The organism is Microbacterium sp. IEGM 1404 (genome assembly GCF_030056775.1).
Lineage (GTDB): Bacteria > Actinomycetota > Actinomycetes > Actinomycetales > Microbacteriaceae > Microbacterium.
Genome location: NZ_JASHKP010000003.1, coordinates 618860 through 635523, shown reverse-complemented (window position 1 = coordinate 635523; position 16664 = coordinate 618860). Strand labels below are relative to the sequence as shown.

Annotated in this window: 15 protein-coding genes and 1 tRNA gene; 1 reads left to right on the top strand and 15 read right to left on the bottom strand. The window is 71.6% G+C overall.

The features are described 5' to 3' along the window. The 14 genes from rho to QM517_RS13560 all read right to left on the bottom strand — a co-directional run bounded on the left by rho (window position 1) and on the right by QM517_RS13560 (window position 13552). The gene (gene rho, locus QM517_RS13625; protein ID WP_283288099.1) at window positions 1-2088 is read right to left on the bottom strand and encodes a transcription termination factor Rho; all 2088 of its coding nucleotides are present in this window, start codon (window positions 2086-2088) and stop codon (window positions 1-3) included. Between the two features lie 156 nt (window positions 2089-2244). Next, complete coding sequence (thrB, locus tag QM517_RS13620; RefSeq protein ID WP_077050266.1) at window positions 2245-3177, bottom strand: homoserine kinase; 933 nt, start codon at window positions 3175-3177, stop codon at window positions 2245-2247. Then, a complete protein-coding gene (gene thrC, locus QM517_RS13615) occupies window positions 3174-4256 on the bottom strand; it encodes a threonine synthase (RefSeq protein WP_077050267.1) in 1083 nt (360 codons plus the stop codon). Before thrC ends, thrB begins: the two co-directional genes overlap by 4 nt. Before the next feature lies 1 nt (window position 4257). Then, the gene (locus QM517_RS13610; RefSeq protein WP_283288096.1) at window positions 4258-5589 is read right to left on the bottom strand and encodes a homoserine dehydrogenase; all 1332 of its coding nucleotides are present in this window, start codon (window positions 5587-5589) and stop codon (window positions 4258-4260) included. Continuing rightward, window positions 5586-7016, bottom strand: coding sequence for a diaminopimelate decarboxylase (gene lysA / locus QM517_RS13605; RefSeq protein WP_283288094.1), 1431 nt, complete (start codon window positions 7014-7016; stop codon window positions 5586-5588). Before lysA ends, QM517_RS13610 begins: the two co-directional genes overlap by 4 nt. A gap of 169 nt (window positions 7017-7185) precedes the next feature. Next, a complete protein-coding gene (locus QM517_RS13600; RefSeq protein WP_283288092.1) occupies window positions 7186-7956 on the bottom strand; it encodes an LmeA family phospholipid-binding protein in 771 nt (256 codons plus the stop codon). A 2-nt stretch (window positions 7957-7958) separates the two neighbouring features. Then, window positions 7959-9623: an arginine--tRNA ligase gene (locus tag QM517_RS13595; RefSeq protein ID WP_283288091.1), complete on the bottom strand. Its 1665-nt coding sequence runs from the start codon at window positions 9621-9623 to the stop codon at window positions 7959-7961. A gap of 39 nt (window positions 9624-9662) precedes the next feature. Further along, a complete protein-coding gene (locus tag QM517_RS13590; RefSeq protein ID WP_283288089.1) occupies window positions 9663-10472 on the bottom strand; it encodes a transglutaminase-like domain-containing protein in 810 nt (269 codons plus the stop codon). Beyond that, window positions 10457-11023, bottom strand: a complete 567-nt coding sequence (locus tag QM517_RS13585) for a hypothetical protein (protein ID WP_283288087.1) — start codon at window positions 11021-11023, stop codon at window positions 10457-10459. Before QM517_RS13585 ends, QM517_RS13590 begins: the two co-directional genes overlap by 16 nt. Next, window positions 11020-12156, bottom strand: a complete 1137-nt coding sequence (locus QM517_RS13580) for a serine/threonine-protein kinase (RefSeq protein WP_283288085.1) — start codon at window positions 12154-12156, stop codon at window positions 11020-11022. Before QM517_RS13580 ends, QM517_RS13585 begins: the two co-directional genes overlap by 4 nt. A gap of 37 nt (window positions 12157-12193) precedes the next feature. Next, a complete protein-coding gene (locus tag QM517_RS13575) occupies window positions 12194-12448 on the bottom strand; it encodes a DUF6458 family protein (RefSeq protein WP_077050275.1) in 255 nt (84 codons plus the stop codon). A 275-nt stretch (window positions 12449-12723) separates the two neighbouring features. After that, a tRNA-Arg gene (locus QM517_RS13570) sits at window positions 12724-12799 on the bottom strand. A gap of 54 nt (window positions 12800-12853) precedes the next feature. Beyond that, window positions 12854-13027 (bottom strand): hypothetical protein, encoded by a 174-nt coding sequence (locus tag QM517_RS13565; RefSeq protein WP_283288084.1) that lies wholly within the window; start codon window positions 13025-13027, stop codon window positions 12854-12856. 84 nt (window positions 13028-13111) lie between these two features. Continuing rightward, window positions 13112-13552: a hypothetical protein gene (locus QM517_RS13560; RefSeq protein ID WP_283288083.1), complete on the bottom strand. Its 441-nt coding sequence runs from the start codon at window positions 13550-13552 to the stop codon at window positions 13112-13114. A 93-nt stretch (window positions 13553-13645) separates the two neighbouring features. On the opposite strand from QM517_RS13560, the gene QM517_RS13555 reads away from it, so the two are divergent. Next, window positions 13646-14038 carry a DUF5684 domain-containing protein gene (locus QM517_RS13555; RefSeq protein WP_175627568.1) on the top strand — a complete coding sequence of 131 codons (393 nt, stop codon included), beginning with the start codon at window positions 13646-13648 and terminating at the stop codon, window positions 14036-14038. A 10-nt stretch (window positions 14039-14048) separates the two neighbouring features. Here QM517_RS13555 and QM517_RS13550 read toward each other — a convergent pair whose 3' ends face one another. Next, window positions 14049-16496, bottom strand: coding sequence for a bifunctional lysylphosphatidylglycerol flippase/synthetase MprF (locus QM517_RS13550; RefSeq protein WP_283288079.1), 2448 nt, complete (start codon window positions 16494-16496; stop codon window positions 14049-14051). Between the last annotated feature and the right edge of the window lie 168 nt (window positions 16497-16664).

Below are 16664 nucleotides of genomic sequence, written 5' to 3'. Positions count from 1 at the left end.
TCAGCGGATGCCGTTGTCGTGCCCGTTGTCTCCGCGCGCGGGAGCCGGGATCGACTTCTGCATCTGGACGAGGAACTCGACGTTGGACTGCGTCTCCTTGAGCTTGCCGAGCACGACCTCGAGGGCCTGCTGGGGGTCGAGACCCGCAAGGGCACGACGCAGCTTCCAGGTGATCTTGACCTCGTCCGGCGACAGCAGCATCTCTTCGCGCCGGGTCGAGGACGCGTTGACGTCGACGGCCGGGAAGATGCGCTTGTCGGCGAGCTGGCGGTTCAGACGCAGCTCACTGTTGCCGGTGCCCTTGAACTCCTCGAAGATCACGTCGTCCATCTTGGAGCCGGTCTCCACCAGAGCGGTGGCCAGGATCGTGAGCGATCCGCCGTTCTCGATGTTGCGCGCCGCGCCGAAGAAGCGCTTCGGCGGGTACAGCGCCGACGCGTCCACGCCACCGGTGAGCACGCGGCCCGAGGTGGGCGCCGACAGGTTGTAGGCGCGACCGAGACGGGTGATCGAGTCGAGCAGCACGACCACGTCGCGACCGAGCTCGACGAGACGCTTCGCGCGCTCGATGGCGAGCTCGGCGACCGTGGTGTGGTCTTCCGCGGGCCGGTCGAAGGTGGAGGCGATGACCTCGCCCTTGACCGTGCGCTGCATGTCGGTGACCTCTTCGGGCCGCTCGTCGACGAGCACGACCATGAGGTGGACCTCGGGGTTGTTGTGCGCGATCGCGTTGGCGATCTGCTGCAGCACGATGGTCTTGCCCGCCTTCGGGGGCGCCACGATGAGCCCGCGCTGACCCTTGCCCACCGGGGCGACGAGGTCGATGAGACGCTGCGTGAGCTTCTCGGGGGCCGTCTCCATGCGGAGGCGCTCCTGCGGGTACAGCGGCGTCAGCTTGCCGAACTCGACGCGCGCGGCGGCGTCCTCGACCGACAGCCCGTTGATGGAGTCGACCTTCACCAGGGCGTTGTACTTCTGACGGCTGGACTGCTCGTTCTCGCGCGGCTGCTTGATCGAGCCGACGACCGCGTCGCCCTTGCGCAGGTTGTACTTCTTCACCTGGCCGAGCGAGACGTACACGTCGCTCGGACCGGGGAGGTATCCCGTGGTGCGCACGAACGCGTAGTTGTCGAGCACGTCGAGGATGCCGGCGATCGGGATCAGGACGTCGTCCTCGCCGATCTCGCCCTCGAACTCGTCACCGGTGGCGGGCTGGCCGCGGCGCTTGTTGCGCTGGCGGTTCCGGCTGTTCGCCTGGTTCTGCTGCTGGGCCTGCTGGCCGTTCTGCGCGGGCGCCTCGGCCTCTTCGGCGACGGCGGGGGCGTTCGCCGCCGGGGCGACGGCATCGGCGTTCTCGGCCTTGTTGCGGTTGCGGTTGCGCGACCGGCTGCGGCTGCGGCTGCGCGACGGCGTCTCGGTCGACTCGTCCGCCGACTCGCCGTCGGCGGCCGGGGCTGCGGTCTCGGCGTTCTCCTCGGCCTCGGGGGTCTCGGCGGCGGCCTCTTCGGCGACGGGCGCGTCGGCGACGGCCTCGGGCGCCTCCGCGGGGGCGGCGGGGGTCTCCTCGGCCGGAGCCTCGACCGTCTCGGCCGGGGCCTCGGCCTCGGCCGTGGCGACCTCGGTGGCGGCGGCCTCGGCGGGCGCCTCCTCGGCGGGGGTGCTCTTCGCACGGCGCGGGGCGCGCTTACGGGGGGCGCGGGCGGGCTTGGCGGGCGCCTCTTCGGCGGCGGGCTCCTCCGCCGGAGCCGCGGCGGCCTCTTCGGCGGCCGGCTCCACGGCGGGAGCGGCGTCGGCGGCGTAAGTAGCGGCCTCGACGTCAGGCGCGGCGTCGGCCGCGGGTGCGTCGGCCTCGACGGGCGCGGCGTCGGCGGCCGGAGCCTCGACGGGCGCTGCGTCCTCGGCCGGGGCGGCCTCTTCGGCGGGTGCCTGCTCGGCGGCGGGCTCCTCGTCCGCGGGGGCGTCGGCGCCCTCGGCATCGACGGGCGTATCGAACAACGTCTCGTCGGCGGGAGCGGTGGACTGCTCCTCGGTGGGGATGTCAGCGCCCTCGGGCGCGTCAACGGGCTGGGTCTCGGAGATGGACTCCACGAGTGCTCCTCAGAAATGAAACATGGTCAGATCGCGGGGTATCGCCGCAAGAGAGCAGACGAAGACTCACACCAGCGGTTCGGGAGACTGCAGCCGAGACCGGGTTCGCGATTTGTTGCGGATTTCGCAGGTGGTGCAGAGGCTCAGATTCGCGTGCTAAGCGGAACCCTCTGCGGGCTTCACTGTACCACCCTTGACGTCGACGGCGAGCATGAGCGCCTGCCACGGGGTGTCGACGACGGATGCGGTGAGGTCCGCCGCGGCGACGCGCTGCCCCGGACCGTCCGCGAGCACGAGCACGCTCGGTCCCGCGCCGGAGACGACCGCCGCGTACCCCGCCGCCCGCAACTCCCGCACGAGGCGGTCGGTCTCGGGCATGGCCTGGGCGCGATAGTTCTGGTGCAGCTTGTCCTCGGTCGCCGCCATCAGCAGCTCGGGGCTCTGGGTCATCGCCGCGATCAGCAGCGCCGAGCGCGAGACGTTGAACACGGCGTCCTCCCGCGGCACCTGCAGCGGCTGCAGGCTGCGCGCGACGGCCGTCGACATCGTGAACCCGGGGACGAGGACGAGCGGCGACACACCGCGATGCACGATGAGCTGCTTGTGCTGGGGGCCGGTGGCATCCATCCACGCGATCGTGAGACCCCCGAACAGACCGGGGGCGACGTTGTCGGGGTGGCCCTCCATCTCGGTCGCGAGGCGCAGCAGGTCGACGTCGGTGAACTCGACCTCACCCTGCAGCAGGCCCTTCGCGGCCAGGATGCCGGCGACCACCGCGGCACCGGAGGAGCCCATCCCCCGCCCGTGCGGGATGACGTTGTGCGCGACGAGACGCAGCCCCGGGAGCTCCCGCCCGACCGAGGCGTACGTGTGCGCGAGCGCGCGCACCACGAGATGCGACGCGTCGCGCGGCACGTCCGCCGTGCCCTCGCCCGAGACCTCGATCTCGAGGCGACCGGGCTCCAGTGCCTCGACGGTGAGCTCGTCGTACACGCTCAGCGCGAGTCCGAGCGTGTCGAACCCGGGACCGAGGTTGGCGCTCGTCGCCGGCACGCGGACCGCGACACGGCGCCCGAGGGCTGCGGTCACTCGGCCACCGGCTTCAGGTCGAGGACCGAGGCGACCTCCGAGGTGGTGGCGTCGACCACGGTCGGCTCGACCGTGGTGCCGTCGGCCCGGCGCAAGGCCCACTGCGGGTCCTTCAGGCCGTGGCCGGTGACGGTGAGCACGACCTTCGCCCCCGCGGGGACGACGCCCGCCTCGGCACGGCTGAGCAGACCCGCGACGCTGATGGCCGACGCCGGCTCGACGAACACGCCGACCTCGCCCGCGAGGATCTTCTGCGCCTCGAGGATGCCCTCGTCGTCGATCGCGCCGAACCAGCCGTCGGTGGCATCCCGCGCTTCGAGGGCGAGATCCCACGACGCGGGGTTGCCGATGCGGATGGCGCTGGCGATGGTCTCGGGGTTCTTCACGACCTCGCCGCGCACGAGGGGCGCGGAGCCGGCGGCCTGGAAGCCGAACATGCGCGGCACGCGCGTCGACACGCCACGGTCGGCCTCTTCGCGGTACCCGCGCGAGTAGGCGGTGTAGTTGCCGGCGTTGCCGACGGGGATGAAGTGGAAGTCGGGGGCGTCGCCCAGCTGCTCCACGACCTCGTACGCTGCGGTCTTCTGCCCCTCGATGCGGTCGGGGTTGACCGAGTTGACCAGGTGCACCGGGTAGTGGTCGGCGAGCTCGCGCGCGATCTCGAGGCAGTCGTCGAAGTTGCCGCGGATCTGGATGAGTCGGCCGTTGTGGGCGACGGCCTGGCTGAGCTTGCCCATCGCGATCTTGCCCTCGGGCACGAGGACGGCGGCGGTGATGCCGGCGTGCGCCGCGTAGGCGGCGGCCGAGGCCGACGTGTTGCCGGTGGAGGCGCAGATGACGGCCTTCGCACCGTGCTCGACGGCGCGGGAGAGCGCCACGGTCATGCCGCGGTCCTTGAACGAGCCCGTGGGGTTCATGCCCTCGAACTTGACGTAGACGTCGGCCCCCGTGCGCCGCGAGAGCGCGGGAGCGGGGATCAGGGGCGTGCCGCCCTCGCCGAGCGTCACGACGGTGGAGGCGTCGGTGACGCCCAGACGGTCGGCGTACTCGCGGAGGACTCCGCGCCAGACGTGTGCCATGTCAGTTCCCTTCCACGCGCAGTACGGAGACCACGCGCTCGACGACGCCGCTCGCGGCGAGACGCTCGACGGTCTCGCTCAAATCCTGCTCACGGGCCTGGTGTGTTCCGATGACCAGACGTGCGGAGCCCCCGGCGGCGGGGTTCTCGGCATCCGGTTCGATGGTGGTCTGCTCGACCGTCGCGATCGAGACGCGGCCCTCGCTGAGGATGCCGGCGACCGTGGCGAGCACGCCCGGCTGATCGTCGACCTCGAGCGTGATCTGGTAGCGCGTGATGACGCGCCCGATCGGCACGGTCGGGAGGTTGGCGCGGGTGGACTCGCCGACACCGACTCCCCCGGCGATGTGACGGCGTGCGGCCGAGACGACGTCGCCGAGCACGGCCGAAGCGGTCTGAACTCCGCCGGCGCCCGCACCGTAGAACATCAGGTCTCCGGCGGCCTCGGCCTGGACGAACACGGCGTTGTTCGCGCCGTGGACGCTCGCCAGGGGGTGCGTGCGCTCCACGAGCGCCGGGTAGACGCGCACCGAGATGGACTCGCTCGCCTCCCCCTCGGCGGCGGCGAGACGCTCGCACACCGCGAGGAGCTTGATGACGTAGCCGGCGTGACGCGCGGACTCGATCATCGCCGCGTCGATCCGGGTGATGCCCTCGCGGTGGACGGCATCCAGGGGGACGGTGGTGTGGAACGCGAGGCTCGCGAGGATGGCGGCCTTCTGCGCGGCGTCGAAGCCCTCGACGTCGGCGGTCGGGTCGGCCTCGGCGTACCCGAGGGCCTGCGCCTGGGCGAGGACCTCGCCGAAGTCGGCGCCCTCGGTGTCCATGCGGTCGAGGATGTAGTTCGTCGTCCCGTTGACGATGCCCATGATGCGCACGACGCGGTCGCCCGCGAGCGAGTCGCGCAGCGGCCGGATGATCGGGATCGCACCGGCGGCCGCGGCCTCGTAGTACACCTCGGCGCCGACCTGATCGGCGGCCTCGAAGATCTCGGAACCGTGGGTGGCGAGGAGCGCCTTGTTGGCGGTCACGACGTCCGCACCCGAGTTGATGGCCTGCAGCACCTGCGTGCGGGCCGGCTCGATGCCGCCCATCAGCTCGATGACGATGTCGGAGCCGTTGATGAGGGTCTCGGCATCCGTCGTGAACAGCTCGCGGGGCAGGTCGGCGTCGCGCTTGCCGTCGAGGTTCCGGACGGCGATGCCGGCGAGCTCGAGGTTCGCCCCGGCGCGGTCGGCGAGTTCTGCGCGGTGCTTGAGCAGCAGGTCGGCCACCTGCGAGCCGACGGCACCGGCGCCCAGCAGCGCGACGCGGAGCGTGCGGTAGTCGGTCATTCGGTGTCTCCGTGGGGTGGGGTGGGGGAAGCGGATGCCGCGACGCCGACGTCGCGGGCGAGCAGATCATCGATGGTCTCGCCGCGCACGATCACGCGGGCACGGCCGTCGCGGACGGCCACCACCGGCGGGCGAGGCGTGTAGTTGTAGTTGCTCGCGAGTGAGAAGCAGTAGGCGCCGGTCGCGGGCACGGCGAGGAGATCGCCCGGAACGACGTCGGCGGGAAGGTACTCGGCATCCACCACGATGTCTCCCGACTCGCAGTGGCGCCCCACGACGCGCGAGAGCGCGGGGACCGCAGAACTCGTCCGCGAGACGACGCGGGCGGAGAAGTCGGCGCCGTAGAGGGCGGGGCGCGCGTTGTCGCTCATCCCCCCGTCGACGCTGACGTACGTGCGCTCGAGGTCGTCGCCGACGGTGACCCTCTTGACCGTCCCGACCTCGTACAGCGTCACGCCGGCCTGTCCGACGATGACACGGCCGGGTTCGCACGCGACGTCGGGCATCGCGATGCCGCGCACCGCGCACTCGTCGGCGATGGCGTCGAGGATGCCGTCGGCGATGTCCTCGATCGGTCGCGGGTCGTCGACGGACGTGTACGAGATGCCGAATCCGCCCCCGACGTTGAGCACGGGGATGTCGCCCCCGGCCAGGAGATCGGCGTGGAGGTCGACGAGGCGGGCCGCGGACTCGCGGAAGCCCGCCGAGTCGAAGATCTGCGAGCCGATGTGGGCGTGCAGCCCCACGAAACGCAGGCTCGTCAGCTCGCGGATGCGCGCGACCGCCTCGGCCGCCCCCTCGAGCGAGAAGCCGAACTTCTGGTCCTCGTGGGCGGTGGCCAGGAACGCGTGCGTCTCGGCGTGCACTCCGGTGCGCACCCGCACGAGCACCGACTGCACCGCACCGCGGCGCTCGGCGATCGCGGCGAGGCGCTCGATCTCGACGGGGCTGTCGACCACGACGGAGCCGATTCCGACCTCCACCGCCCGCTCCAGCTCGCCGACGCTCTTGTTGTTGCCGTGGAACCCCAGGCGCGCGGGGTCGGCGCCGGCGGCCAGGGCGACCTCGAGCTCGCCGCGCGTGCACACGTCGACCGCGAGACCTTCATCGGTCACCCACCGCACGACCTCGGTGGACAGGAAGGCCTTGCCCGCGTAGTAGACGCGGGACCGGATGCCGTGCCGCTCGGCGGCCGCGGAGAAGGCGGCGCGGGCGCGGCGGGCGTGCGCGCGGACCTCGTCCTCGTCGAGCACGTACAGCGGGGTCCCGAAGCGGTCGCGGAGGTCGAACACCGACACCCCGCCGATCTCGACGGAACCGTCGTCGGAGCGACGGGCCGAGGAGGGCCAGACGGAGGCGACGAGCTCGTTCGCTTCGGCCGGGGCGGTGAGCCACTCGGGCACGAGCGCGGAGTGCGAGGCGGACACGGAGGAACCAATCGGGTTTTGCGGCGACGCGACGGCCGCGGATCACGGCTCCTGCCCCCGCGGGGCGTCACGCGACGGGCAGTCCTTGCAGTCTAGGGCACGGCATATGCCGCCCCCGTCCCACGCCCGCTCCGCCCCGGAGGCGACCGCGGGTCGGCGGGCGACCGGGTCAGCCGCAGGTGCCGTTCTGCTGCAGCGCCGGATCGTTCAGCAGACGGCCGTCGATGGCGAAGGTCGCCACCACGTCCTCCCCCTGGACACTGACCGAATCCAGCTGCAATCCGGCGGGGAGGCGGTCGGCGATGCAGAGGGTCCACGTCTTCAGCGCCGCATCGGCGACCCCGCCGAGCTGGCCGCGCAGGGCATCGGCATCGAGACGGTTGCCGCCCAGGTCGAACGAGCTGGGTGTCAGCGTGAGGTCTCCGTCGGCCGCGCCGGGCGTGGCCGAGATCCCGACCGGGATCGGCACGCCGAACACCGAGAACTGCGTCGTCAGGGTCACATCCGGGGCCGCGGTGCCGACCGTGTCGGCCGGGAAGCCCGGGATCTGCGCGAGGAGGGTGCGCAACTGGTCGGGATCGAGGCGAACGGATGCCGATCCCCCCGCCGCCGGGGCATCGCCCGCGACCGGCACGTCCTGCAGGTCGACGCGGACGTCGCCGTTCAGCGGGCCGAGCGCCACATCGTCCGCGGACACCGCCACCTGATCGAGGCGCCCCTTCAGAAGTTGGGGCAGCACGATGCCGGGGACCTCGACGTCGACCTGCTGGTCGGCGGGCAGGCCGACCTGCTGGACGACGAGCGAGCGCACGGTGTTCGCGACCGCCGACCGCGCAATGAACTCGGCTGCCACCAGCAGCCCCGCGATGAGGACGACGATGATCGCGACGACGGCGATCACTCGTCCGGTGCGCCGACGGGGGCGTGCGGCATCCACCATGACTACATCCGCTCCGGGGCACTCACGCCGAGCAGCGCCAGGCCGTTGCGCAGCACCTGACCGGTCGCGTCGTTCAGCCACAGGCGGGTGCGGTGCACCGACTCGACCGGGGCATCGCCGAGCGGGATGACACGGCAGTTGTCGTACCAGCGGTGGTACAGGCCCGCGAGCTCCTCGAGGTAGCGCGCGACGCGATGCGGCTCGCGCACCTCGGCCGCGTAGGCCACGATGCGCGGATACTCCTGCAGGGCACCGAGCAGGGCCGACTCCGTCTCGTGCTCGAGCAGCTCGGGCGCGAAATCGGACCGGTCGACGCCCGAGTCCGCCGCGTTGCGGGCCACGTTGTGCGTACGCGCGTGGGCGTACTGCACGTAGAAGACCGGGTTGTCGTTGGTGCGCTTCTGCAGGATCTCGGGGTCGAGAGTGAGCGGCGAGTCGGCGGGGTACCGGGCGAGCGAGTACCGCAGCGCGTCGGTTCCGAGCCACTCCTGCAGGTCGTCGAGCTCGATGATGTTGCCGGCGCGCTTGGAGAGCTTCGCGCCGTTGATCGAGACGAGCTGCCCGATGAGCACCTCGATGTCCTTCTCGGGGTCGTCGCCGGCGGCGCCCGCGAGGGCCTTCAGGCGGTGCACGTACCCGTGGTGGTCGGCGCCGAGGAGGTAGATCTTGTGCGCGTACCCGCGGTCGCCCTTGTTGAGGTAGTAGGCGGCGTCGGCGGCGAAGTAGGTGTACTCGCCGTTCGATCGACGGATGACACGGTCTTTGTCGTCGCCGAAGTCGGTGGTGCGCACCCACACGGCGCCCTCGTCGTCGAAGACGTGCCCCTGTTCGCGCAGGCGGTCGACCGCCTCGTCGACGAGACTCGGCTGGCCGTCGACGCGGGCGTGCAGCGTGCGCTCCGAGAACCACACGTCGAAGTGCACGTTGAAGCGCTCGAGGGAGGCCTGGATCTCGCCGAGCTGGAACCCGTACGCCAGTTCGGTCGCGACCGTGATCTGCTCGGCGCGGTCGAGGTCGCGGATGTCGGGGCGCGCGGCGGCGACCCGCCCGGCCAAAGACGCGATGTACGCGCCGCCGTAGCCGTCCTCGGGGGTGGGTTCGCCGTGCAGCGCCGCGACCACCGAGCGCCCGAAGCGCTCCATCTGCGCACCGGCGTCGTTGATGTAGAACTCGCGGACGAGCGTGGCGCCGCTCGCCAGCAGCACGCGCGCGATCGCGTCGCCCAGGGCCGCCCAGCGGGTGTGGCCGATGTGCAACGGGCCGGTGGGGTTCGCGCTGACGAACTCGAGGTTGATCGTGTTGCCACGCTGGGAGTCGTTCGTTCCGAACGCCGCGCCCTGCTCGACGATGGTCTTCGCGAGGGCACCGGCGGCGGCGGCATCCAGTCGGATGTTGATGAAGCCGGGACCGGCGACCTCGACGCTCGCGATGCCGTCGACGCTCTCGAGGCCCGCGGCGATCTCCGCGGCGAACTCCCGCGGATTCGCCCCGACGACCTTCGACAGCTTCAGGGCCGCGCTGGACGCCCAATCGCCGTGGTCACGGTTCTTGGGCCGCTCCAGGGGCAGATCGGCAGCGGTGATCCCCGCGGACGAACCCTCGCGTCGCGCCTCGGCGAGCGGGGCGATGACGGCGAGCAGGGCGGCGGAGAGGGCTGCGGGATCCATAACCCTGCAATTCTAGGCCGAGGCGCCCGAGGGCCCGACTCAGCCGATCTGCACCAGGGCTTCGTGGTCGTCGGAGGACGCGGCATCCGCGGTATCCCCCTCGTGCACGGCGTCGACGTACATGCGGTCGAGCCCGACGTACCCGCCGTGGTAGCTCAGGAAGGCGCAATCCGCGGCGTCGCGTCCGGTCGCGATGCGGACGAGAGACCGACGGTCCGACAGCCGGGTGGCGTCGATGACGTACCAGGCACCGTCGAGGTACGCCTCGGCGACGGCGTGGAAATCCATGGGCTCGAGGCCGGGCGCGTAGCACGCGGCGTAGCGGGCGGGCATGTCCATCGCGCGCAGGAGCGCGATCACGACGTGGGCGTAGTCGCGGCAGACGCCCTGGCCGGTCATGAGGGTGGTCACGGCACTGTCGGTGCCGAGGCTCAGCCCCGGGGTGTACGTCACGCTGGATGCCACGAACGACGAGACCGCGGCGATCAGATCGGCCCCGGCGAGTCCGCGGAACTGCCGACGCGCCTGCGCGAACACCTCGTCGGACTGGCAGTACCGGCTCGGACGCAGGTACGTGATGGTCTCGAGGTCGCTCGTGTGCAGCGTCGGAGACGCTCCGGAGACGACCGCCTCGTACCGCACGGTCAGCGGCCCGGGCTCGCCCGCGAGACGGTGCAGACGACTGCCCGACTGGTCGACGATCTCGGTCGGGGTGTACACGCGATCGCCGCTGGAGAACGTCAAATGCTCGCTCGCCAGGGGTACTCCCTGGGCTGCGGTGATCTGGAAAATGAGGTCGACGGACGCCCCCAGATCGAGGTCGAGTTCAGCGGTCACTCGGCGCGGCACCGGGCAATCCTCGCACGACGGAGGAGGGGTGCGGCGCGCCTCGCTCCTCCGTCTTTCTTGCCCGCTCCGCCGGGGGCGGTGGGGGCGTCGCTCTTGCCCTTGCCGCTGTCGCCCTTGCCCGACTTCTCCGCGTCCTTCTCGCCCGGCCCCGCGGGCTCCTTCTTCTCGTCGTCGGTCTCTCCGTCGTCGGAAACCGTGCTCGGCGTCGGCTCGGAGGTTTCCTCCGTCACCGGCTCCGTCGTCTGTTCGGGAGTGGGCTCCGGGCTCGGCGCGAGAGACGCCAGGTCGGCTCGGACGGTCGCGATGCGGGACAGGATCGCCTCCGCCTCGGCCGACGCGATCGTCCCGGCGTCGCGCTGCGCGATGACGTCGGCCTCGAGCTGGTCCAACGTCGCGGACGCGGAGGTGTAGTCCCCAGCCGACGCCTGGCTCGCGAGCGTCTGCACGACACCCTGCCACGCGGTCGGCTCGGCGGCCGGCGGTGTGCAGCCCGCGAGCACGAGACCGACCGCCAGCGCGAGCACGGGAGCCAGGACACAACGCCGGGTCACGGTCCCACTTCCTTCCACAGGTCGTCGACGTGCTGGTCCAGCGGCGCGGGGAGCGACGGCAGCGACGGATCGGATGCCGGGGCCGAGGCGTTCACCCCGATCGCCGCGGCCGCACCGCCGACGGCCAGGACGGCCGCGATCACGGCAACAACGACGACCGTGCGACGACGGCCCCCGCGACGCGGCGGCGCCGCGACCGGGGGGAGGACCCGCGTGCGGGTGAGTTCCTCGGGCGCCGGCCCGTCGATCAGCGCCGTGGCGCCGAGCGGAGTGAGCGGCACCGACTCGCCGGGGAGGGCGCGCAACTCGGCCCCGAGGGCGGCGGCATCCGGTCTCTCGGCCGGGTCGATCGCGGTCATGCGCGACAGGAGGGCGCGCCACGGGGCGGGAAGGTCGTCCGGGATGCCCGGCGGAGACACCAGACGCGCCGCGAGAGCCTCGTGCGGGGTGCGCCCTCCGAACGGGCGTCGACCGGTGAGGGCCTCGAGCAGCACGAGCCCCAGGGAGTACACGTCGCTCGCCGGGGCGGCTTGCATCCCTCGCGCCTGCTCGGGGCTGAGGTAGGCGGCGGTTCCGATGACGGTGTCGGCGCGGGTGACCCGCGTGGCGCCGACGAGCGCGGCGATCCCGAAGTCGGCCAGCGTCGCCCGCGTCCGCTCCCCCGTGTGGGCGGGCGGCCGCAGGAGGATGTTCGAGGGCTTCACGTCGCGGTGGACGATGCCGCGCGAGTGGACCACCGCCAGGGCTTCCGCGATCTCACGGCCGTACCGGGCGGCATCGGCGGGCGGAACAGGTCCGCGCTCGATGACGTCGGTGAGCGTCGGGCCCGCGATGAGCTCCATCGCGAGGTACGTGGGCGTCGACGACAGACGGGCGTCGTACAGGGTGACCAGTGACGGATGCGACAGCGAGGCGAGCAGTCGGATCTCCGACCGCACACGCGCGGCATCCGCCGGATCGGCGCTGTCGCCGATCATCACCTTCAGCGCGACGGTACGCCCGAGGGACGTGTCGACGGCCTCGTAGACGCGCGCGTATCCTCCCGTTCCCAGCACACGGCCGAGGCGGTAGCGCCCATCGAAGAGGTCGGCGGCGGCCGGATCGGCCGGTTGCGTCGTGTCGGTGTCGGTCATAGGGGTCCTCAGGGGTCGTACGCCCCCCGCGGAGAAGTCAGACGAGGTCGTCGTTCGACGACCGGGTGGTCGAACGGGTGACCTGCGCGCCGCCGACGCCCTCGGTGCGCGTCACCGTGTCGGTCTGCCGACGGCGGACGAGGAGCACCAGTCCGATGATGAAGACGACGGCCCCCGCGCCCATCATGATGTAGCCGATCGTCGTGAGGTCGACGTAGTCGTTCGGAAGATCCACGGCGAACGCGAGGATGGCGCCGATGACGATCAGCGCGATTCCGGCTCCGATGCTCATGACAGTCCTTTCGGGAGGGTGAAGTCAGGATGCCAGTCCCCCGCCGATCGGGCGGAAGGTCTTGACAACGGAGAACGCGGCGGTCGGAGCGTCGTGGCACGAGAACAGGGGATGTCGCGACGACAGGCGGTTGTCGGCCGGATCGACCTGTTCTCGTCGCGGCGCCTGTTCTCGGCGCGGCGGCGGTCCGGCGCGGCGGCGGTCCGCGGCGCGCGAGCCCCTACCGGAAGACGAAGGCTCCGACCCTCGCGAGCGAGTGGTCGGAGCCTTGCGGGTGGTGCCCCCGACAGGAATCGAACCTGCGACCTTTGGTACCGGAAACCAACGCTCTATCCCCTGAGCTACGGAGGCGGACCGGTCAAGGTTAGCATCGTGGCAGACGCGCCCCCGACCGGGGAGACGGGGTCACTCGTCGCCGATGACCCCGATGCCGGTGGCCTGGTGGTCGGCGTTCGGGTCGTCGCCGGAGGGCGCCTTCGACTGCTCGTCCACGTCGTTCGTCTGGCTGGGCGCCACCGTCTGGTCGTCGCCGAGGTCCTCGGCGTCGTCGGCCGGGCCGGTGTTCTGCGGATCGCTCATGGTCGTTCCCTTCGTAGACAGATGCCCAGCGTCGCAGGGTCGGCCGCACCGGCGCAGAGGCTTGACCCACCGGTGGAAGACCGTTCAGCGCCCGCCGCGCACCCACCCGCGGAGTCGGTCGGCGATCGGGCGGACCAACGACACGCGGCGCCCCGCGGCGGTGACGGTCAGCCGGTCGCCGTCGCTCACGGCCTCGCCGCGCACGAAGGCCGCGCCGACCGCGACGTAGGTCCGCAGCAGCATCGCCGCCTCCGCGCGCGTGGAGGTGGCGTCGTCGAGGCGCGCTCGGTGCCCGGAATCCACGCGCACCGAGAACCACCGGGTGCCCGGGGTCGAGACGATCGCCCACCGTTCCCCCGCCGACAGCCGCACGAACGCCTCTCCGTCGGACAGCCCCGTCTCCGGAGACAGGTCGGCGTACTCCGCGACCAGTTCTTCGAGAGCCGTCAGTGCCTCGGCGGCCGTGACGAAGTCCTCCCGCCCCGCGCTGAGCCCGCCCCATTCGAACTTGCGGTCGCGGGTCATGGCATCCCCCGAGAGTCGACGGTGATCGGCATGACGCGAGCGTAACCTCCGCCGCACCCCGGCGGACGCGGTCGTGCCCCTACGATGAGCGGCATGCTGACCTCCTCGCCGAACACCATTTTCGACCAGACGTCGATCTTCGCGCTGAACACCACCAACTCGCTCATCGGGCTGGCGATCTACGTCCTCGCGGTCGTCGCGCTGTGGCGCATCTTCACGAAGGCCGGATACCCGGGCTGGCTCGCGATCATCCCGATCGTCAACGCGATCTTCCTCGTGAAGATCGCCGGGTTCTCGGGCTGGATGTCGCTGCTCTACCTGATCCCGATCGTGAACATCGTCTTCCACATCATCGTCGCCATCCGCCTCGGGCGGGCCTTCGGCCACGGCGGGTTCTTCTCGTTCTTCCTCCTGGTGGTGTTCTGGGTCATCGGCTACCTCATCGTCGGGTTCAGCGACGACAAGTACCGTCCCGAGCGCATCTGATCGCCCGGCATCACCCGGCGGCCGCCGCCTTCTCGCGCGCTGACGCGCGCAGTCCCGCCGCCAGGCGTGCCGCCCGGGCGACGGTCAGCCCGGGCGCGTAGCAGCGCATCAGAGCGAGTCCGACGGCCGGGAGCTGCGCGGGGTCGGGGTACACCATCCACATCGGGGCGAACTCCGGCTGGAACTTCTTCTTGAAGTTTGCCAGCGACCGGAAGCCGTACGCGGGCTCCAGCAGGACGCTCAGCTGACGGAGGAAGCGCTCGACGGCATCCGACTCGGCATCCGCCCCATCCCGGTGGAAAGCGAGGGGCGAACCCGACAGGCTCAGCACGGCGCACCCCTCGCTGCGAAGGCGTTCGACCACGGCGCCGATGACGAACTCCATCACGCCGTTCATCGCGTCGTGCCGGCGACGCATGACGTCCAGGGCATATCCCTGCACGAGGGATGCCGCATACACGGGGATCCAACTCGTCACCGCGACCACGCGGTGCTGCGCGTCGCGCGCGATCATGAGGCGGACCGCGGGATCGGTCATCTGCTCGACGCCGCCGAGGGTGAACTCCATCTCGGGAATGGTCTTGTCCGCGACCCACGCCTCCGAGATCTCGCGGATCTGCGCCCGGTCCCGGAACGAGAGCTCGGACCACCGGGTCCATTCCGCCCGCACGCCCTCCCGTGCGGCGCGGTGGGTGGCGGTGCGCACGTCCTGTCGCTTCTTGCCCGCGGGCGTCCAGGTCGCCGGGTCGAGGCGGGCTTCCTCGGCCACCTGGGTCCTCCTCCACCCGAGCTCGTCGAGGGTGGCGCTCTCGGCGTCGTCGACGCTGTAGAAGACCGGTGTCCAGCCGCGTTCGCCGCAGAAGTCCACGAACGCGCGGGCGACCCCCGGCTCGGTGCGGTCACGGCCGAACGCGCCGCCGAGCGTCACCGCGATACGGCCGCGGACGCGGTAGGCGATCGCGGCGTCGACGCCGGGGGCGAACCAGTAGGCATTGCCGGTCCACGTCGTCATGAACGACAGCGCCCCGCCACCGCCCCGCTCGAGCACCGCGCGCGCCCGCGCGCGATCACCCGCATGCGCCGCCGACCCGGGGCTCAGGACGAACCGCACGGAGGCGACGACGCAGACGGCCCAGAAGATCGCGGACGGCAGGTACCAAAGCGCCTGCGCCCACCCCGTCACGGGAACGAAGGCGATCGACTCGCTCGGCAGGAGCGACGGAGGGAGCAGTCGCAGGACGGTGGCGCGGAGCACGGCCCCGGCCCCGGGCTCAGGGCTGAAGTGGTGCGAGAACGCCATCGTCCCGACGAGCGACGTGACGAAGGTGCCGACACCGGCGAGACCGACGGTCCCTAGGAACAACGACCGTGCCCCGGGAGCGGATCCGATACGCGCGGCCCGGCGGAAGAAGAAGAGCGTCACCGCGACCGCGAGCGGTACGAGCGCGCCCACCGCCACCCCGACCAGGATCTGCCACACCGCCGACGCGGCATCCGCGTCGCGAGTGACCGCGAGCGCCGCCAGCGTGTCGGGCTCGGTGACGGCGAAGACGTACATCATTCCCGCGAACACCAGCAGGTTCACCGCGATCGCGATGCCCAGCGCGCCCCGGCGCCCACGGAGGATGCCCCAGGATGCCACGAGCAGCACCGCCAGCGGGAGCGCGGCGATCCATCCGGCGTTCGCCTGCAGCGGGCCGGTCGACCACCCCGCCGGGGAGCACGCGAGGAGCTCCGACCCCACGACGCACACCTGTCCGTCCACCACGGTGAGCGGGTCGTAGGACAGCCACCCGTAGACGGACAACAGACCCGCCCCGCTCCCCCACAGCGTCGCGACCACCGGGCCGACGGCGGTCACCGCGGTCAGCGCGGCCAGGAGGACGCGCGTCTCGTGGTGCGAGCTGCGGTGGACGCGCAGCGTGACCGGGCGACCGCCGAGGAGGAGGCCCAGCGCGAGGCCGACCGGGAGCGCGAGGAGCGTGTACAGGTCGCTCGCCGACGCCGAGTACAGGAACAGCGTGAGGGCGATCACGGCGCTCGCCCACCGCACGCGCCGGCGCCACAGCGCGCCGACGAAGCCGCTCGCGGTCATCGCGACGACCAGGAGCGCCGCGATCGGAGGCGCTCCCGTGAACACCTCCGAGTTCAGCGGCAGGCCCGGGAGGACGGCGCTCTCGACGGCGCCGATCAGCAACCCCGCCACGGACGTCGCCAGACCGCCGCCCACGAAGGCCACGAGCAGACGACGGGCACCCAGGACACGCTCGGCGACACCTCCGCCGACGAGGACGGCGACGAGGACGATCGGCAGCAGCACCGGCTGGTCGACCGTGAACAGACTCCGCACCAACTCCCGGACGTCGAACGGCCCGTCGCCGAGCAGGACGCTGCCGCGGAACTGCACGACACTGACCAGCAGGATGACGGCCGCGAGCGCGGCACTGGCCCGTGGCATCCGGATGATCCGTCGCGGAGAGGGCGGCGCGCCGGCGGGAGAGGACGCCGACGCGCGGGACGTCGAGGGCGTCGCGATGACGGGCGGTGGTGAGGCGACGGCGGTCGGCGGCATGGGGCTCCGATCGGATGAGCGTCGATCGCGGGAGACGACCGGACGACTCATCGT